The sequence below is a fragment of the Marinobacter sp. C2H3 genome, assembly GCF_037080155.1.
Classification (GTDB): Bacteria; Pseudomonadota; Gammaproteobacteria; order Pseudomonadales; family Oleiphilaceae; genus Marinobacter.
In genome coordinates this window covers 502,361-517,597 of the sequence record NZ_JBBBNZ010000001.1, presented here as the reverse complement: position 1 = coordinate 517,597, position 15,237 = coordinate 502,361, and the positions used below count along the sequence as shown (strand labels likewise).

The following is a 15,237-nucleotide window of genomic DNA, read 5'->3' as shown; positions in this document are numbered from 1 at the left end:
GGTTTAGTCCAGCCACAGGCTCACTGGTCAGACCAGTTTTTCCGGCATCGCAAATAGACGAAATGCCCGGAATCGGCCATAGTTACTGCGTTCGGCGCCCTGGACACGAGGGCCTCTGTTCCCTGCCGTGAACGCCGCACTGGTCTGACCACAGGCCCTAAAAACGACAAGAACAGGTATTCCCCATGGCGATTTCCCAGGAAGTGTCTTATCGGCTGGAGCGCCTGATCCTCGACGGCGGGCTTGCACCTGGCCAGAAAATCCCGTCCGAGCGCCAGCTGGCCGCCCGGCTTCAGGTGTCCCGGGCCATCATCCGCGAGGCGCTGCACGAGCTCCAGGGCCGGGGCGTGATTGAAACCCGCCACGGCAAAGGCTCGTTTGTGGCCAGCCTGGTGCCCGGCACCTCTGACGTCAGCGAACACAGCCCGCTGATGCACCTGTTCGAGGGCCACCCGCGCACCCTTTACGACCTGCTGGAGGTCCGCGAGCAATTGGAAGGCCAGGCCGCGTTCCTGGCGGCCCAGCGGGCCACCAACCTGGACCGGCACCGCATCACCAAGGCCTACCGGGCCCTGGAAGACACCGACCCCCTCAGTAACGCCCGGCCCGACCACGGTTTTCACCTGGCCATTGTGGAGGCCTCCCACAACCCTATCCTGGTGCATGTGCTCAGCGGCCTGAAGAATATGATGCTGCTGACGGTGCAGGCGGCGGTGTCCAACCTCAATCCCCGCGAGACCATGCGCAAGACGATCGAGCGGCATCACCGCCAGCTGTTCGAGGCGGTCACCGCCGGCAAGCCCCTGGCCGCACGCAAAGTGGCCATGGCCCACGTGCGCTTCGTGGCCGATGCGCTGCGGGATATGGAACGGGAAGGAACGCCTCTGATACGGGCGCCGGTGCCCGCTGTGCCGCTGCCCCCGGGGCACCCGGGCGGGCAATCAGGTCTTGATTTCCGCCGCCACAGTCCGTAAAACAGGCGCCTTTGATCAACGCTCAGGAGTCACCCATGGCGGACCAGGCGCCCCTGATCTGTAAAGACATTCACAAGACCTTCGATCAGCTCGAGGTTCTAAAGGGTGTATCACTGGAAACCCGCAAGGGCGACGTGGTGTCCCTGATCGGCAGTTCCGGCTCCGGCAAGAGCACCCTCTTGCGCTGCATCAATCTTCTGGAAACCCCCACCTCCGGTGACATTATTGTGCACGGTGACCCGATACGGTTCACCGAGAACCGTCGCGGCGAGCGCATCCCGGCCGATAACCGCCAGGTGGAACTGATCCGTGCCCGCCTGTCCATGGTGTTCCAGAGCTTTAACCTGTGGTCTCACATGACGGTGCTTGAGAACATCATCGAGGCACCGGTGCACGTACTCAAGGTCCCCAAAAAGGAAGCGATTGAGCGCGCCGAGGCCTACCTGCAGAAAGTCGGCATCTACGAACGCAAGGACTACTACCCGGCCCAGATGTCCGGCGGCCAGCAGCAGCGAGCGGCCATTGCCCGGGCATTGGCTATGGAGCCGGAAGTCATGCTGTTCGACGAGCCCACCTCCGCCCTCGATCCGGAGCTGGTGGGCGAGGTTCTGAAGGTGATGCAGGGGCTGGCCGAAGAGGGCCGGACCATGATTGTGGTCACCCACGAAATGGCATTTGCCCGTGATGTGTCCACAAAGGTCCTGTTTTTGCATCAGGGCGTGATAGAAGAACAGGGAACCCCGGAGCAGGTGTTTGATCACCCCAGTTCCGAGCGGATGAAACAGTTCCTGGCTCCCAACTTCTGATCACCGGTGCTATCTTGAATCGGTAGCAAACCGCAAACTTCCAACACAACGATAAGCCCACAAGGCAACTCACTGGAGAAGTGACCCATGAAGAAACTGTTTGTCGCCGCGAGCTGTGCTCTCGCCCTCGTCGCCGGTTCCGTCCAGGCGAAGGACTGGAACGAAGTGCGCATTGCGTTCGACGTACCCTACGAGCCGTTTGAATACAAAGATGAGAACGGCAACCTGACCGGCTTCGAAGTCGAGCTGGCCACCGCCATGTGTCAGGAAATGCAGGCCAAGTGCGACTTCGTGATCCAGTCCTGGGACGGGATGATCCCCGGCCTGCTGGCCCGCAAATTCGACGCCATCATGTCCTCCATGTCCATCACGCCCGAGCGGGCGGAGCGGGTGAACTTCTCCAAGCCCTACTACAACACCCCGGGCGGCTGGTTTGCCCGTAAAGGCTTCGACGCCGACGTCACCAGCAAAGACGAAATGAAAGGCAAGATCATCGGCGTTCAGCGTGGCACCACCATGGACACCTACGCCACCGAAACCTTCGGCGGCATTGCCACCATCAAGCGCTACACCACCGCGGACGACATGGTCCTCGATCTGGAAGGTCAGCGCCTGGACGTGGTCTTCGTGGACTACCCGGTGGGTGAGCAGACCATCCTGACCAAGGACGCCTTCGTGGAAGTGGGCAAGCCGGTCAAGCTGGGTGAAGGCGTTGGCGTGGCCATGCGCAAGCGCGACACCGACCTGGCGGACAAGGTCAACGCAGCCCTGGACAAGATCAAGGAAGACGGTACCTACGACGCCATCATGAAGAAATACTTCGCTTACGACGTCAAGATGTAACGTGACAGGGGCGGCCACGCCGGCCGCCCCGCCCGACCGGATACTTCCATGTTCGACCTCAAAGGCTACGGCCCGGAACTGCTGGACGGCGCAGTCGTCACCGTAGAGCTGGCGTTCCTGTCCCTTGCCCTTTCCCTGTTTCTCGGCCTGCTTGGCGCCTCGTCCAAGCTCTCATCCAACGTTGTCGCCAAGAGCATCGCCACCGCCTATACCACTGTGATCCGCGGCGTGCCGGATCTGGTCATGATGCTGCTGTTCTACTTTGGCGGCCAGGTGATGGTGAACCACCTCTCGGACTTTATTTACGACCGCTACGGCTACGACTGGTTCTTCCAGTTCGACCCGTTCATTTCCGGTGTGGTGACCATCGGCCTCATTTTTGGCGCCTACATGACGGAAACCTTCCGGGGTGCCTTCCTGGCGGTGGAAACTGGCCAGATCGAAGCGGCCCGCGCCTACGGGTTCACCCGCTGGCACACGTTTCGGCGCATCATGCTGCCGCAGATGATGCGCCACGCCCTGCCCGGCCTCGGCAACAACTGGCAGGTGCTGCTCAAATCCACCGCCCTGGTGTCCATCATCGGCCTGGTGGACATGGTCCGGGTGGCCGAAGAAGCCTCCAAGGCCGAGCGCATGCCGTTTCACTTTTTCATTCCAGTAGCGGCGGTGTACCTGCTGCTGACGGCGGTGTCCGAACTGATCATCAAGTGGCTGAACAACCGCGCAAACGTGGGCCTGGCCCGGGGGGCCGACCATGCCTGAGGCCTTCACCCACTGGCTCACGCAGCTGCTCAGCGGCAACGAAACCTTCGACGCCATGACCCTCCTCCAGTACTGGGGCGGCCTGGTGACCACCGTGCATCTGGTGTTCCTGTCGCTGATCATCGGGCTGGTGTGCGCCGTGCCCCTGGCTATCCTGCGCACCTCCCGCCGGCGCTGGGTGTCGGGCCCCATCTGGGCCTACACTTACCTGTTCCGCGGCACGCCATTGCTGATTCAGCTGTACATTATCTATTACGGCGTGGCTCAGATTCCCGGCATCCAGGAGACCTTCTGGTGGAGCATTTTCCGGGAGCCTTTCTACCCGGCGCTGCTGGCGTTTGTGCTCAACACCTGCGCCTACACCACCGAAATCATCCGGGGCGCCATCGTGGCCACGCCCGAAGGGGAAATTGAGGCGGCCAAGGCCTACGGCATGAACTGGTGGATGCGCACCCGGCGCATTGTCCTGCCCAGTGCCGCTCGGCGGGCCGTCCAGGCCTACTCCAACGAGGTCATCTTCATGCTCCACGCCAGCGCCATCGCCAGCGTGGTCACCATCGTGGACCTGACCGGCGCCGCCCGGAACGTGTACGCCCGCACCTACGCGCCCTTCGACGCGTTTATTTTTGTGGCGCTGATTTACCTTAGCGTCACCTTCCTGCTGGTGTTCGCCTTCCGCAAGCTGGAAAACCACCTCCTCAAGCACCAGCGCCCCGCCGGCAGCACCGGCTGAGGCGCCCGACACGGGCGAAAACGTGGCGATGGACGTGCACAACACGCTGTTTGACGGCGAGCCGGGCTGGCTCGCCCACACCCTGGCCCGGGCCGGAGAGTCGCTCACGCCGGTGACCGGCACCCTGGCCGACGGCACCGACATCCGGCGCCACGACATCGGCCTGCTGGAGCTGACACCGCCCGCCGGCCGCAACAACCCGGGCGCTGAGGCGCTGATTGTCTCCGCCGGCATCCACGGCAACGAAACCGCTCCCATCGAAGTGCTCAACGCACTGGTGCAGGAGTTGCTCGACGGGCGCTGGATGCTGGCCTGCCCGCTGCTGCTGATCCTCGGCAATCCGCCGGCGATGGTGGCTGGCGAGCGGTTTCTGCAGGTGAATCTGAACCGGCTGTTTGCCGGCGCCCACCGCCAGGCGGCCTACCAGGGGAACGGCGAGGCTGAACGGGCTGCGCGGCTGGAACAGTATTGCGAGGCCTTTGCCCATCGGCACGCCGGCCTGGCCCTCAGCCACTATGACCTGCACACCGCCATACGCCCATCCCACCGGGAAAAGTTCGCGCTATACCCCCACGTGCCCGGCCGGCAACTGCCGTCGGACCAGGCCGGCTTCCTGCTGGAGGCCGAGGTGCCCACCCTGCTGCTGCAACACAAGGCGGGCACCACTTTCGCTTCCCATACCTCGTCCAACCTGGGAGCCCAAAGTTTTACCGTAGAGCTGGGCAAGGTAATGCCGTTCGGGCAGAACGATCTGAACCGGTTTGCCGGCATTGAGCGGGCGCTGCGCCGACGCTTTCGGGGCGAGCCGTCGCCGGCGCCCAGCGGCGCCGGGCTGACGGTGTTCGAGGTGGTGCACGAAGTGCTCAATACCGGCGACGGTTTTGAATTCCACGTGCCGGACGACGCCCCCAACTTCAGCGAGTACGCGCCGGGCACGGTAATCTGGGAGGACGGCCAGCAGCAGTACCGGGTGGGCTCGGTGCCCGAGTCCGTGGTGTTTCCCAACCGGGCGGTGCCGGTGGGCCAGCGGGTGGCCCTGATGGTGCGGCCCCGGCCAGACTGACCCCTGGAAAAGCCTCCCGCCGATCCGCGTGGTTAGACGGACAAACGCGCCGCCCCGGTCAGGCCGGCGCGTTCTCCGGCTCCGGCACCGGCGCCCGCAGCACCAGCACGCACACCGCTGGAATCACCAGCAGGGTCAGCACCGTCGATGCCAGCAGCCCCGAGATAATCGCCCAGGCCATGGGCGGCCACAGGGTGCTGGCCGAGAGCGCCAGCGGCAGCAGTCCCGCCACGGTGGTGGCCGTGGTCAGCAGGATCGGCCGGGTGCGCTGGACCACGGCGGCCCGTACCGCGTCCCGGATCGGCTGGCCCACCGCCAGTTCCCGGTCCATCACATCCAGCAGCACAATGGCGTTGTTCACCACGATACCCACCAGGGCAATCACCCCCAGCAGAGACTGAAAGCCAAACGGCGAGCCGGACAGCACCAGCCCCGGGAAGATGCCCACGGTGGCGAGCGGCACGGACAGCAGGATGATCCCCACCCGCCGGAACGAATTGAACTGCAGCAACAGGAAGAACAGCAGCAACAGCACGCCCAGCGGTGCCGCCTTCAGCAGCGCACCGTTGGCATCTCCCGAGCCTTCGGCATCACCGCCCATTTCCAGGCGGGTGCCCGGCGGTAGAGGCTGCTCCGCCAGCGCCGCGTTCAGGCCGGCCAGGGCCTCGCTGAAGCTGTAGCCCGATTCCAGATTGGCGGTCACCAGGTTCATCGGCACGCCGTTGCGAAGGGTCCGCACCGCCGGCTCCCACCGGGTAGCCACGGTCGCCAGTTCGGACAGAGGGACCGCATCGCCCTGGCCGTTATAGACGTTAATGGACAGCAGCCGGGACAGCGGCAGCGCGGTCCCCTCCCGGGAGCGCAGCACCAGCGGAATGGGATCGTCCTCCTGCCGGTAGCGCTCGGCCACGACCCCGAAGCTCTGGCCATACAACGAGCGGGCCACGTCTGACCGGTTCAGGCCGTAGCGGGCCGCCGACGCGTCGTCCACGTCAATGGCCAGGGACGGCACCCCCAGATCCAGATCGTGGCGCACGTCCACCGTACCCGGCACCTGCCGGAGCGCCGCGTAAACCTGCTCCACCGCCCGGGTCCGGGTAGCCTCATCCGGTTGATAGATCCGCACTTCCACCGGCGCCGCCCGGGGCGGGCCCTGGCCGAGAATGCCCACGGTCACGTCCAGCTCCGGCAGCTCTGTATGCACCGTCTGGCGAATCCATCGAACCAGGCCGGTGGTGTCCGCCAGCGTGGGCGTGCGCACCACCAGCCGGGCCCGGTTCGGCGCCTGGGGAGCGCGGGTCAGGTTGTAGTAGAAACTCGGCCCGGTGAATCCCACAAACCGATGCACCTCCAGCGCCTCCGGTCGCCGGCGGATGACCTGCTCCAACTGCGCCGCCGCGTCCGCCGTGGTGGCCTGGTCCGTGCCTTCCGGCAGGTACAGCTCCACCACCACCCGGGGACGGTCCGCGTTGGGGAAAAACTGTTGCGCCGTCAGCGGCACCAGCGCCAGGCTGCCGGCCACCAGCAGCACGGCGAGCATCACCAGCCGCACCGGGTAGCGGGCCACCAGTGCTCCGAGTGACTCAGCGAGTCGGGCAGCCCGGTCCCGGCGGCTGCCCCGGCTGGGCTTGAGGAACCGGGCGGCCAGCAGCGGCACGGCGGAAATGGCCAGCAGATAACTGACGGACAGCGTGAGCATGATCATTACCGGCACGCCCCGGGTGAAATCCGCCGCCCCGCCCTTGGACAGGAGCATGGGCGCGAAGGCGGCCAGGGTGGTGCCGGTGGACGCCCCGAGCGGCCCGGCCAGCTCGCCGATGGCGCTGCGTAGGGCATCCAGCCGCCGCATACCGGCGTCCAGATGGCCCTGGATGTTCTCCACAATGACAATGGCGTTGTCGATCAGGATGCCCAGGGAAATCACCATCCCGATCACCGCCACCTGATGCAGCACGCCGCCCCCCAGGTCGTACAGGCCGATGCTGATCATGGCCACCATGGGCAGGATGGACGCCACCAGCATGCCCATGCGCAGCCCCATGCCCAGGAACACCACCGCGACGATGATCAGCACCGATCCCGCCAGATTCCAGGCCAGGTTATCCAGCCGCTGCTGGACCTTATCCGGCTGGAAGAACATCTCCCGCACCTCTAGCGGCGCCATCTGACCCCGCAACTGGTCCACCCGGGCCCGCACCCGCTCGCCGAAACGGATGGCATCAGTGGTGTCCTTTTCCATGATCAGCGACACCAGCACGACTCGCTCGCCGTCATACCAGGTTTCCGGTTGCCGGGGTTCGGCCGGCCCACGCCACACCTCGGCGGCCGCGGCCAGTGGCACCTGGGAGCCGTCCGGGAGCGCAATCGGCGTGGCCCGGATGGCGTCGATGCTGGTGAATTCGCTGTTCGGCAGCACGGCCACCCGGCGGCCGTCCACCACCACGTAGCCACCGGGGATGGTCTGGTTGCGTCGGGACAGGGTATCCAGCACCGCCGCCGGTGAAATGCCCAGCCGATAGAGGGCGGCATCGTCCAGCGCCAGGGTGATCTGTTCGTCCGCGTCGCCGTCCAGCTCAACCCGGGACAGCCCGGGAAGGTCCAGCAGGTTCTGCTTGAGGCGCTCAGCGGCCGCCGTCAGCTCGGTCACCGAAGGTGACCCGCTGACCGCCAGTACAATGGTGGGAATGTCGATCAGCCGGTCGTCCAGAGTCATCTGACCAACGTCGTCGGGAAATTCCTGACGGGCCCGTTCCATGGCCTGGCGCACCCGGTCCCAGGCGGGATCGGTGTCGTAGATGGTATCCCGGAGGCGGAGGTTCACCAGTGCCACGCCGCTGCGGGCGGTGCCCTGGGTAAAATCCACTTCCTCCACCTGGCCCAGCTCATCCGCCAGCGGCTGCAACACCAGCCGCTCCACCGTTTCCGCGCTGGCGCCGGGGTAACTCACCGAGATCAGGCCGGCCCGATAGGGAAAAGACGGGTCTTCCTGCCGGGGCATGGTGGAATAGGCCGCGATGCCCAGCAGGCACAGCATGGTAACCACCAGCCCAATCAGCCGGCGATAGCGCAGCAACAGGCCGGTCATCACCGCACCTCCACGAGGTCGCCGTCCACCAGCCGGGTCATGCCGGCGTAGACCACCTGGTCACCCGCCTGCAGGCCATCGGCGGCTACCGCCACTCGCTCGCCGATGACCCGCTGCACGCTCACCGGCAGGCGATCGGCACGTCCATCCCGCACCCGGAACACGCTGGCGCCGCCGGGGCCCCGCACCACCGATAACAGGGGCACGGTCAGCGCTTCCGGCTGCTGTGGCGTCAGTTCCACTTCCACCGGCGTGCCGCTGTCGAGGGAATCCGCTGGCAACGAGACCAGCACCGGGTGCAGCTCACCCCGTACCGCACCCGGCTGGGCAATCTCAACGATCTGCCCCCGGGCAGCGGGCAGGCGCCGGTCGTGTACCGGCCACACCGGTAGGGCTTCACCCAGTCGGAGCTGATCCAGCAGGTAGGCGGGCACGCGGATTTCCACTTCCCGTCGCCCCTGGGCCGACATCCGCAGGACCGGCTGGCCGGCGGCGACAAACTCGTCCTCCTCCACCAGCAGCGCTTCGATTCGCCCCGGGAACGGCGCTTTCAGATCGCTTTCCGCCAGCAGCCGGTGCGCCTCGGCCAGGGACGCCTCGGCCGTTGCCACGCTGGCCTTCAGGCCGTCCCGGCGGGCCGCGAGCTGCTCCAGGGCCTGCTCGGACACCACGCCCCGTTCCCGCAGCTGGCGGGAGCGCTCCCACTCCCGCTGGGCCTGCCGGTACTGGGTGTTCAGCTCTTCCAAACGGGCCCGGGCGGAGTCTGCCGCCGGGGCCAGACCGGGGTTGTACACCTGTCCCAGCACCTGGCCGGCCGCCACCTGCTGGCCCAGGGTGACCCCGCGCGACCGCAGGGTGCCGCTGACCTGGAACGTCAGGGTGGCCCGCTGGGCCGCCTGGACAATGCCGGAGAATCGCAGCGGAACGCCGGTGGTCTGCCCGCCGGAAACCTCCGCCACCCGCACCGTGGTGGCCAGCGGTGCCGTTTCGGCCTGAACAGCGGCGTTGGCCGGCCGACTGGCGTCACAGCCGGACACGAACAGGTAAACCAGGGCGGCCAGCGTTGCCAGCAACGCTCGGGCCGGTGAAGCGAATGGATAGCGGATCATGGCGGCATCGTCCCTGCAGAATGATCGGTGCCGGCGGCGGTGAACCGTCGGCGATTTCGACATAATGTCATTCTTTGACAACTTGTCAATAATCGGCTTTCATGGCGAATCGGGTATCATGCCGTGAAGGCGCCAACCAACGGACATTCCATGACTGAACCATTGCAACGCCGGCGGGCCCAGGAAAAGCAGGCCCGGCACGACGCCATCCTCGACGCCGCCGAGCGGGTGTTCGCGGACAAGGGCTACGAGCGCACCTCCATGGACGACATCGCCCGTACCGCGAGCCTGAGCCGGGCGCTGCTGTACGTGTACTTCAAGGATAAGGCGGCGATTCAGCGGGGCATCATGATCCGCGCCGGAGACAGCCTGCTGGCGCGGTTTGAAGAGGCGAAGGAAACCCGGCACACCGGGCTGGACCAGCTCCGGGCCATGGGCGAGGCCTACTACCGGTTTTACCTGGAACAGCCGGACTATTTTTCCGCCCTCACCCACGCCTCGACGGCGATGGCCGAGGCGGACGACCAGCAGATCCGGGAGATGGTGTGTTCAAAGGATGGCCTGATGGCCCTGATGGAGGCGGCGATTGAGCGGGGGCTGGCCGATGGCACCATCAGCCGCGCCCGTATTCAGAGCCCGCAGCAGACCGCCCTGTATCTGCGCGGCGCCCTGCACGGGGTGATCATGCTGTGCCAGGCGGAGATGGCCGAGGGCGCCACGGCGTTCCCGGCAGATGCGCTCATCCGCCACACCATGGACATGCTGACCTCGTCCATTCGCCCCGATCCCGTAAGCCAGGGCTGAAAGACGGCATCGACCAGGTTGGAAAGCCCCCGCCGGTCAGAGCTGAAAGTCGTAAATGGACCCAAGGCCGAGAATACCCGTCAACTCGTCCAGGGCCTTGTGGACCTCGTCCAGCAGCATCGGATCCGCCAGATCGTCCTGCGTCAATTCATCCCGGTAGTGCGCTTCCACCCACGCGGTCAGCCGTTCGTACAGGCTGTCGGTGAGAATCACGCCGGAATTGAGGGCCGCCCGCTCGTCGTCGGTCAGCACCACCCGGAGCCGCAGGCAGGCCGGGCCGCCGCCGTTGCGCATGGATTGTTTGACGTCAAACACCTCTACCGATGTGATCGGCCCGCCGTCGCCCACCAGCGCGTCCAGGTATCGGCTGACGCTGGCGATTTCCCGGCACTCCCCGGGCACCGCCAGCACCATGCCGTCCGGTGCGTTCAGCAACTGACTGTTGAACAGATAGGACGCGACGGCGTCCTCCAGGGGCACGTCTTCGGACGAGACCCGCACGGCGTGAAGGTCCGTGCCGGTCAGGCGGGCGCGCAGGTCGGCCAAGACCGCAGCTTCGTCCAGGAACGCCAGCTCGTGATAGAACAGCGTATTGCCGTTACCCACCGCGATCACATCGTTGTGGAAAACCCCGGCATCAATGGCCGCAGGGTTCTGCTGGGCAAACACCCGGTTCCGGTCCCGCAGGCCGTGCATGCGGGCAATGGCGCGGGAGGCCTCCAGGGTCTGGCGGGCAGGATAGCGGGTGGGCGCCGGCGCCGCGTCGTTGAAGGCGCAGCGCCCGTACACAAACAGCTCCACCCCCGGGTCGCCGTAGCCTGCGCACAGGCGGGTGTGGTTGGCGGCGCCTTCGTCGCCGAACTGGGCCACCGGCGGCAGTGCCGGGTGATGGGCAAAATAGCCTTCGTCGCTGAAGATGGCCTTCAGGGCCCGGCCGGTGACCACGTGTTCAATGGAACGGTGGAACTTGGCCCCGAGGTTGGCCGGGGTAAAGTGCACCCGGTGGTCGGCGGTATCTGCGCTGGGTGAGACCGTGGCGGCATTGGCCGTCCACATGGCGGACGCGGACGACACCGCCGCCAGCAGCTCCGGCGCCTTCCGGGCCGCTGATGCCAGCACTTCGGCGTCCGAACCCGTGAAGCCCAGACGGCGCAGGGTCGGCACATGGGGGCGTTCATGGGGCGGCAGCACGCCCTGAACGTAGCCCCGGTCCGCCAGCCGCTTCATCTTGGCCAACCCCTGAAGCGCCGCCTCCCGGGGGTTGGAAACGGCGTTCACGTTGCTCTTGGAGGCGACATTGCCCCAGGACAGGCCGGCGTAATTGTGGGTCGGCCCCACCAGCCCGTCGAAATTGGCTTCTACCGCGTGTTGGCTCATATCCGTGTCTCTCTGTGGGTCCGTCAGAACCGGCATTCAATCGAAGTTCAGGCCCGGCGCCAGGCTGTCCGGGCGCTCGCTGCGGCGGGCTTCCAGGGACGCCATCGGCCAGGCGCAGTAATCCGCCGCGTAGTAGGCGCTGGGGCGATGGTTGCCGGACGCGCCCACACCGCCGAACGGGGCCGCACTGCTGGCACCGGTCAAGGGCCGGTTCCAGTTGACGATGCCGGCCCGGATTTCCTCCAGCATCCGCTCGTACAGTTTGCGGTCGTCCGAGAGCAGGCCGGCGGAGAGGCCATAGCGGGTGCTGTTGGCGATCGCCAGCGCCTCGTCAAATCCCTTGTAGCGATACACCGTGAGCAGCGGGCCGAAATGCTCCTCGTCCGGCAGCTCCAGCCCGGTCACATCCAGGATGCCGGGGCTGAGCAGGCCGGTATCCGGACGCACCAGGGTCATCTCCCGCAGCGCAGTGGCGCCCTGCTCAAGGGTCGCCTGCTGGGCCTTCAACAGACGCTGCGCCGCCGCCGGTGAAATCACCGAGCCCATGAACGGCTGGGGATCGGCGTCGAACTCGCCCACGGTGATGCGGCTGGCCACTTCCACCAGCCGCTCCAGGAACTGGTCGCCCTTGCGTCCCTTGGGCACCAGCAGGCGCCGGGCACAGGTGCAGCGCTGGCCGGCGGACAGGAACGCGGACTGAAGCGTGTGGTGCACGGCACCGTCGATGTCGGACACGTCCTGCACGATCAGCGGGTTGTTGCCGCCCATCTCCAGCGCCAGAATTTTCTCCGGCTGGCCGCCAAACTGCTGGTGCAGCAGGTGGCCAACAGTGGAACTGCCGGTAAAGAACAGCCCGTCCACCCCCGGGTGGCCGGACAGCGACTTACCCGTGTCCGCACCGCCCTGTACCAGGTTGATCACCCCATCCGGCAGGCCGGCTTTTTCCCACAGGCGCACGGTGAGTTCGGCAACCCCGGGCGTCAGCTCACTGGGCTTGAACACCACCGTGTTGCCCGCCAGCAGCGCCGGCACGATGTGCCCGTTGGGCAGGTGCCCGGGGAAATTGTAGGGGCCGAACACCGCCACCACACCGTGGGGCCGGTGCCGCAGCACCGCGTGGCCGCCGGCAACGTCGGATTCGCTCTGCCCCGTGCGCTCCTGGTAGGCCTGGATGGAAATGGCCACCTTGCCGATCATGGCGGCCACTTCCGTGCGGGATTCCCACAGGGGTTTGCCGGTTTCCAGGCCAATCTGATGTGCCAGCGCTTCCTTGTTGGCCTCCAGCAGTTCCCGGAACGCCTCGATCACTGCCTGACGTTCCGCGAGGGTCCGCCGGCGCCATTTGAGGAACGCCTGGCGAGCCTCACGGACCGCCGCATCGACGTCTTCCAGGCTGGCACCGGTGCCGTCCCATACCGTGTCACCGGTCACCGGTTGCAGGGACTCCAGCGCGGGGCCGTGGCCGGTCAGCCACAGACCGCCAATAAACAGTTCGCCCGAGAGTTTCGCCATCGTGTTGTTCCCCCTGTTCAGTACAGATGTGCGTTCACTGTTTCAGACGCCGGCTTTCAGCGGCGCCAGCCGAACCGTATCGCCACCCTCTACCTGAAGGGCGTCGGCCACTTCCGGCGGCATACGCACGGTTTCCGGCCCGACGCAGGCCGACGGCAACGTGGTCACCCGAAACTCCTGGAACGCCCGGTTGCTGACCATCACCCGATCGGCAGCCGGCACGTCCAGGTTCAACGGCTTCTGGCTGACCATCACGTAGCGGTTGCGGCTCTCACGCACGGTGCGGATGTCCCGGATGAACGCCTCCACCACTGGCCCGCCGTCAAAGATGTCCACCAGGCCGTTGAAGTGGAACCCCTCGGCCTGCAGCATCCGCAGGGCTGGCGCGGTGTTCTCGTGCACCTGCCCCACCACCGCCTGGGCCGCCTCGGGCAACATCGGAAGGTAGATCGGGTACTTCGGCATCAGTTCGGCAATGAACGATTTGTTGCCCAAGCCAGACAGGGTATCCGCCTGGCTGAAGGCCATGTCGAAAAACTTGCTGCCCAGGGCGTCCCAAAGCGGGCTCCGGCCGTCCCGGTCCGAGACGCCGCGCATCTCGGCAAAAATCTTGTCGGAGAAATGTTTGCGAAACTGGTCCAGGAACATAAACCGGCAGCGGGACAGCAACAACCCGTTACCCCCGCCCTGATAGGCGCCGGACAGCAACAGCGAGCAGATTTCGCTGTTATCCGTCATGTCGTTGGACAGTTGCAGGGTGGGCGTACGCACGTACACCCCCAGCTCCCGGGAGGCGTTCACCGTCTGGCTCAGGCGGTAGTTGTAGAACACCTCATCCAGACCCACCCGGGCCTGGATGCCGCTGATGCCCACGGCACGGCCCGTGTTCACGTCTTCGAGAGCAAACAGGTACAGCCCGGATTCCGGCGACCGGCGCTGGCTGAAGGCCTCCGTGGCACGGTCAATCTTGCTCTGCAGGAGATCCCGGTCCGCCGGCAGGGTGGTGAGCCCTTTACCGGCGTCCAGCGCCATGGCGTATAGGTCGTCGAGGTCGCCGTTGCGCAGCGGACGAATGATCAGCATGTCGGCCTCCTGCTCATAGCACCACCAGCCGAACCGTGTCGCCGGGACCGCAGCCAAGCCGGTGCCAGAGGTCTACCGACACCCGTGCCTGGTTGTCCACGCTGTCCGATACCGGGCCCAGGGTGCAGCGAAATTCACCGCCCTCGCCCGCCGCCACCAGGCAGGTGTCGCCCCGCTCGTCCGGGCTGCCGTGGAGCCCGGCGACCCGGCTGGTGACAATGCTGTGCACGCTGTCGGTGCGCGCCTCCAGCACGGGGCCGCCGTCGAAAATATCCACGTAGCTGCCGGCCCGGAAGCCTTCCCGGTGCAGCAGGTCCCGATTGGGCAGGCTCAGGGCATGGGCCTCGCCGAGGGCCGCCTGGGCGTCCTCACTGAGCAGGGTCACGTAGATAGGATTGGGGGGCATCAGCTCGGCGATAAACGTTTTTGAAAGGGCGCCGGAGTGCTGGTCGGCCTCGCGGAAATCCATGTTGAAGAAATGCCGGCCAAGGCTGTCCCAGAAGGGCACGGTGGCGGCGTCGCCCTCGCCGGTCTGCACGCCCTGGATCTCCACGATCAGGTGGTCATCAAACCGCTGGCGGTGGCTCGCGATGAACAGTAGCCGGGCCCGGGACAGCAGCTCGAAGGCGTCGGTGTCCACCAATTCCGGCACCAGCGCAAAGCCGCAGAGCAGGGTGTGATCGGTCAGGCCGTGACTGGGGTACAGCACGTCCACCCGGCTGGATACCCCCAGCTCATGGGAAGCGTGGATCAGCGCGTCGCGGCGGTAGTTGTAGAAGGGTTCGCCATTGCCGGCCTGGGCGTCGATACCGGCGGTGCCCAACACCTCACCGGTGCGGACATCTTCCAGCACGAACAGGAAGCGGGGCGGCACATCACCGGTGGATTTGCCGGCAAACGACGCCAGGCTATGGTCGATGCGCCGGGCCAGGGGCCCGGGCTCGCCCGGCAGGGTTGAGGACAGCCGGGCACTGCGGGCGCCGACGATCCCGAGAATGGCTTTCTGATCCTCCGGGCGGGCCGGACGGACTACCCACATAACGTCTCCGTCGGTTTGTTCGGAATCTTCCCTGGCCGGGCCGCCGG

General features: G+C 66.0%; 13 protein-coding genes. 7 read left to right on the top strand and 6 right to left on the bottom strand.

Annotated elements, in window-relative coordinates:
• The first annotated feature begins 185 nt into the window (after positions 1 to 185).
• The 6 genes from V3388_RS02260 to astE all read left to right on the top strand — a co-directional run bounded on the left by V3388_RS02260 (position 186) and on the right by astE (position 5,181).
• Positions 186 to 974, top strand: coding sequence for an FCD domain-containing protein (locus V3388_RS02260; protein WP_336365892.1), 789 nt, complete (start codon positions 186 to 188; stop codon positions 972 to 974).
• A 35-nt stretch (positions 975 to 1,009) separates the two neighbouring features.
• Positions 1,010 to 1,780, top strand: coding sequence for an ABC transporter ATP-binding protein (locus V3388_RS02255; protein WP_336365891.1), 771 nt, complete (start codon positions 1,010 to 1,012; stop codon positions 1,778 to 1,780).
• Positions 1,781 to 1,867: 87 nt separating this feature from the next.
• The gene (locus V3388_RS02250) at positions 1,868 to 2,623 is read left to right on the top strand and encodes a transporter substrate-binding domain-containing protein (RefSeq protein WP_336365890.1); all 756 of its coding nucleotides are present in this window, start codon (positions 1,868 to 1,870) and stop codon (positions 2,621 to 2,623) included.
• A 48-nt stretch (positions 2,624 to 2,671) separates the two neighbouring features.
• Complete coding sequence (locus tag V3388_RS02245; protein ID WP_336365889.1) at positions 2,672 to 3,385, top strand: ABC transporter permease; 714 nt, start codon at positions 2,672 to 2,674, stop codon at positions 3,383 to 3,385.
• Positions 3,378 to 4,118 (top strand): ABC transporter permease, encoded by a 741-nt coding sequence (locus tag V3388_RS02240; RefSeq protein WP_336365888.1) that lies wholly within the window; start codon positions 3,378 to 3,380, stop codon positions 4,116 to 4,118. Before V3388_RS02245 ends, V3388_RS02240 begins: the two co-directional genes overlap by 8 nt.
• A 28-nt stretch (positions 4,119 to 4,146) precedes the next feature.
• On the top strand, positions 4,147 to 5,181 hold the full coding sequence (astE, locus tag V3388_RS02235) for a succinylglutamate desuccinylase (protein ID WP_336365887.1): 1,035 nt from the start codon (positions 4,147 to 4,149) through the stop codon (positions 5,179 to 5,181).
• Positions 5,182 to 5,239: 58 nt separating this feature from the next.
• On the opposite strand, the gene V3388_RS02230 is transcribed toward astE, so the two are convergent.
• Both V3388_RS02230 and V3388_RS02225 read right to left on the bottom strand, forming a co-directional pair.
• Positions 5,240 to 8,266, bottom strand: a complete 3,027-nt coding sequence (locus V3388_RS02230; RefSeq protein WP_336365886.1) for an efflux RND transporter permease subunit — start codon at positions 8,264 to 8,266, stop codon at positions 5,240 to 5,242.
• Positions 8,266 to 9,375, bottom strand: coding sequence for an efflux RND transporter periplasmic adaptor subunit (locus V3388_RS02225; RefSeq protein ID WP_336365885.1), 1,110 nt, complete (start codon positions 9,373 to 9,375; stop codon positions 8,266 to 8,268). Before V3388_RS02225 ends, V3388_RS02230 begins: the two co-directional genes overlap by 1 nt.
• A 150-nt stretch (positions 9,376 to 9,525) precedes the next feature.
• On the opposite strand from V3388_RS02225, the gene V3388_RS02220 reads away from it, so the two are divergent.
• A complete protein-coding gene (locus tag V3388_RS02220; protein WP_336365884.1) occupies positions 9,526 to 10,179 on the top strand; it encodes a TetR/AcrR family transcriptional regulator in 654 nt (217 codons plus the stop codon).
• Positions 10,180 to 10,215: 36 nt separating this feature from the next.
• Here V3388_RS02220 and astB read toward each other — a convergent pair whose 3' ends face one another.
• From astB to V3388_RS02200, 4 genes are read right to left on the bottom strand one after another with little or no spacing between them, the layout of a single operon-like run.
• Positions 10,216 to 11,556 carry an N-succinylarginine dihydrolase gene (gene astB / locus V3388_RS02215; protein WP_336365883.1) on the bottom strand — a complete coding sequence of 447 codons (1,341 nt, stop codon included), beginning with the start codon at positions 11,554 to 11,556 and terminating at the stop codon, positions 10,216 to 10,218.
• 36 nt (positions 11,557 to 11,592) lie between these two features.
• A complete protein-coding gene (astD, locus tag V3388_RS02210) occupies positions 11,593 to 13,068 on the bottom strand; it encodes a succinylglutamate-semialdehyde dehydrogenase (RefSeq protein ID WP_336365882.1) in 1,476 nt (491 codons plus the stop codon).
• Positions 13,069 to 13,110: 42 nt separating this feature from the next.
• Positions 13,111 to 14,151 carry an arginine N-succinyltransferase gene (gene astA / locus V3388_RS02205; RefSeq protein ID WP_336365881.1) on the bottom strand — a complete coding sequence of 347 codons (1,041 nt, stop codon included), beginning with the start codon at positions 14,149 to 14,151 and terminating at the stop codon, positions 13,111 to 13,113.
• 13 nt (positions 14,152 to 14,164) lie between these two features.
• A complete protein-coding gene (locus tag V3388_RS02200; RefSeq protein WP_336365880.1) occupies positions 14,165 to 15,190 on the bottom strand; it encodes an arginine N-succinyltransferase in 1,026 nt (341 codons plus the stop codon).
• Positions 15,191 to 15,237 lie beyond the last annotated feature (47 nt).

What these genes read in the sequence shown, in the direction of transcription:
- V3388_RS02255 (WP_336365891.1), top strand. Translation starts at nt 1,010, where the DNA reads ATGGCGGACCAGGCGCCCCTGATCTGTAAAGACATTCACAAGACCTTC.
- astD (WP_336365882.1), bottom strand. Translation starts at nt 13,068, where the DNA reads ATGGCGAAACTCTCGGGCGAACTGTTTATTGGCGGTCTGTGGCTGACC.
- V3388_RS02260 (WP_336365892.1), top strand. Translation starts at nt 186, where the DNA reads ATGGCGATTTCCCAGGAAGTGTCTTATCGGCTGGAGCGCCTGATCCTC.
- astB (WP_336365883.1), bottom strand. Translation starts at nt 11,556, where the DNA reads ATGAGCCAACACGCGGTAGAAGCCAATTTCGACGGGCTGGTGGGGCCG.
- V3388_RS02225 (WP_336365885.1), bottom strand. Translation starts at nt 9,375, where the DNA reads ATGATCCGCTATCCATTCGCTTCACCGGCCCGAGCGTTGCTGGCAACG.
- V3388_RS02220 (WP_336365884.1), top strand. Translation starts at nt 9,526, where the DNA reads ATGACTGAACCATTGCAACGCCGGCGGGCCCAGGAAAAGCAGGCCCGG.
- V3388_RS02230 (WP_336365886.1), bottom strand. Translation starts at nt 8,266, where the DNA reads ATGACCGGCCTGTTGCTGCGCTATCGCCGGCTGATTGGGCTGGTGGTT.
- astA (WP_336365881.1), bottom strand. Translation starts at nt 14,151, where the DNA reads ATGCTGATCATTCGTCCGCTGCGCAACGGCGACCTCGACGACCTATAC.
- V3388_RS02200 (WP_336365880.1), bottom strand. Translation starts at nt 15,190, where the DNA reads ATGTGGGTAGTCCGTCCGGCCCGCCCGGAGGATCAGAAAGCCATTCTC.
- V3388_RS02240 (WP_336365888.1), top strand. Translation starts at nt 3,378, where the DNA reads ATGCCTGAGGCCTTCACCCACTGGCTCACGCAGCTGCTCAGCGGCAAC.
- astE (WP_336365887.1), top strand. Translation starts at nt 4,147, where the DNA reads ATGGACGTGCACAACACGCTGTTTGACGGCGAGCCGGGCTGGCTCGCC.
- V3388_RS02250 (WP_336365890.1), top strand. Translation starts at nt 1,868, where the DNA reads ATGAAGAAACTGTTTGTCGCCGCGAGCTGTGCTCTCGCCCTCGTCGCC.
- V3388_RS02245 (WP_336365889.1), top strand. Translation starts at nt 2,672, where the DNA reads ATGTTCGACCTCAAAGGCTACGGCCCGGAACTGCTGGACGGCGCAGTC.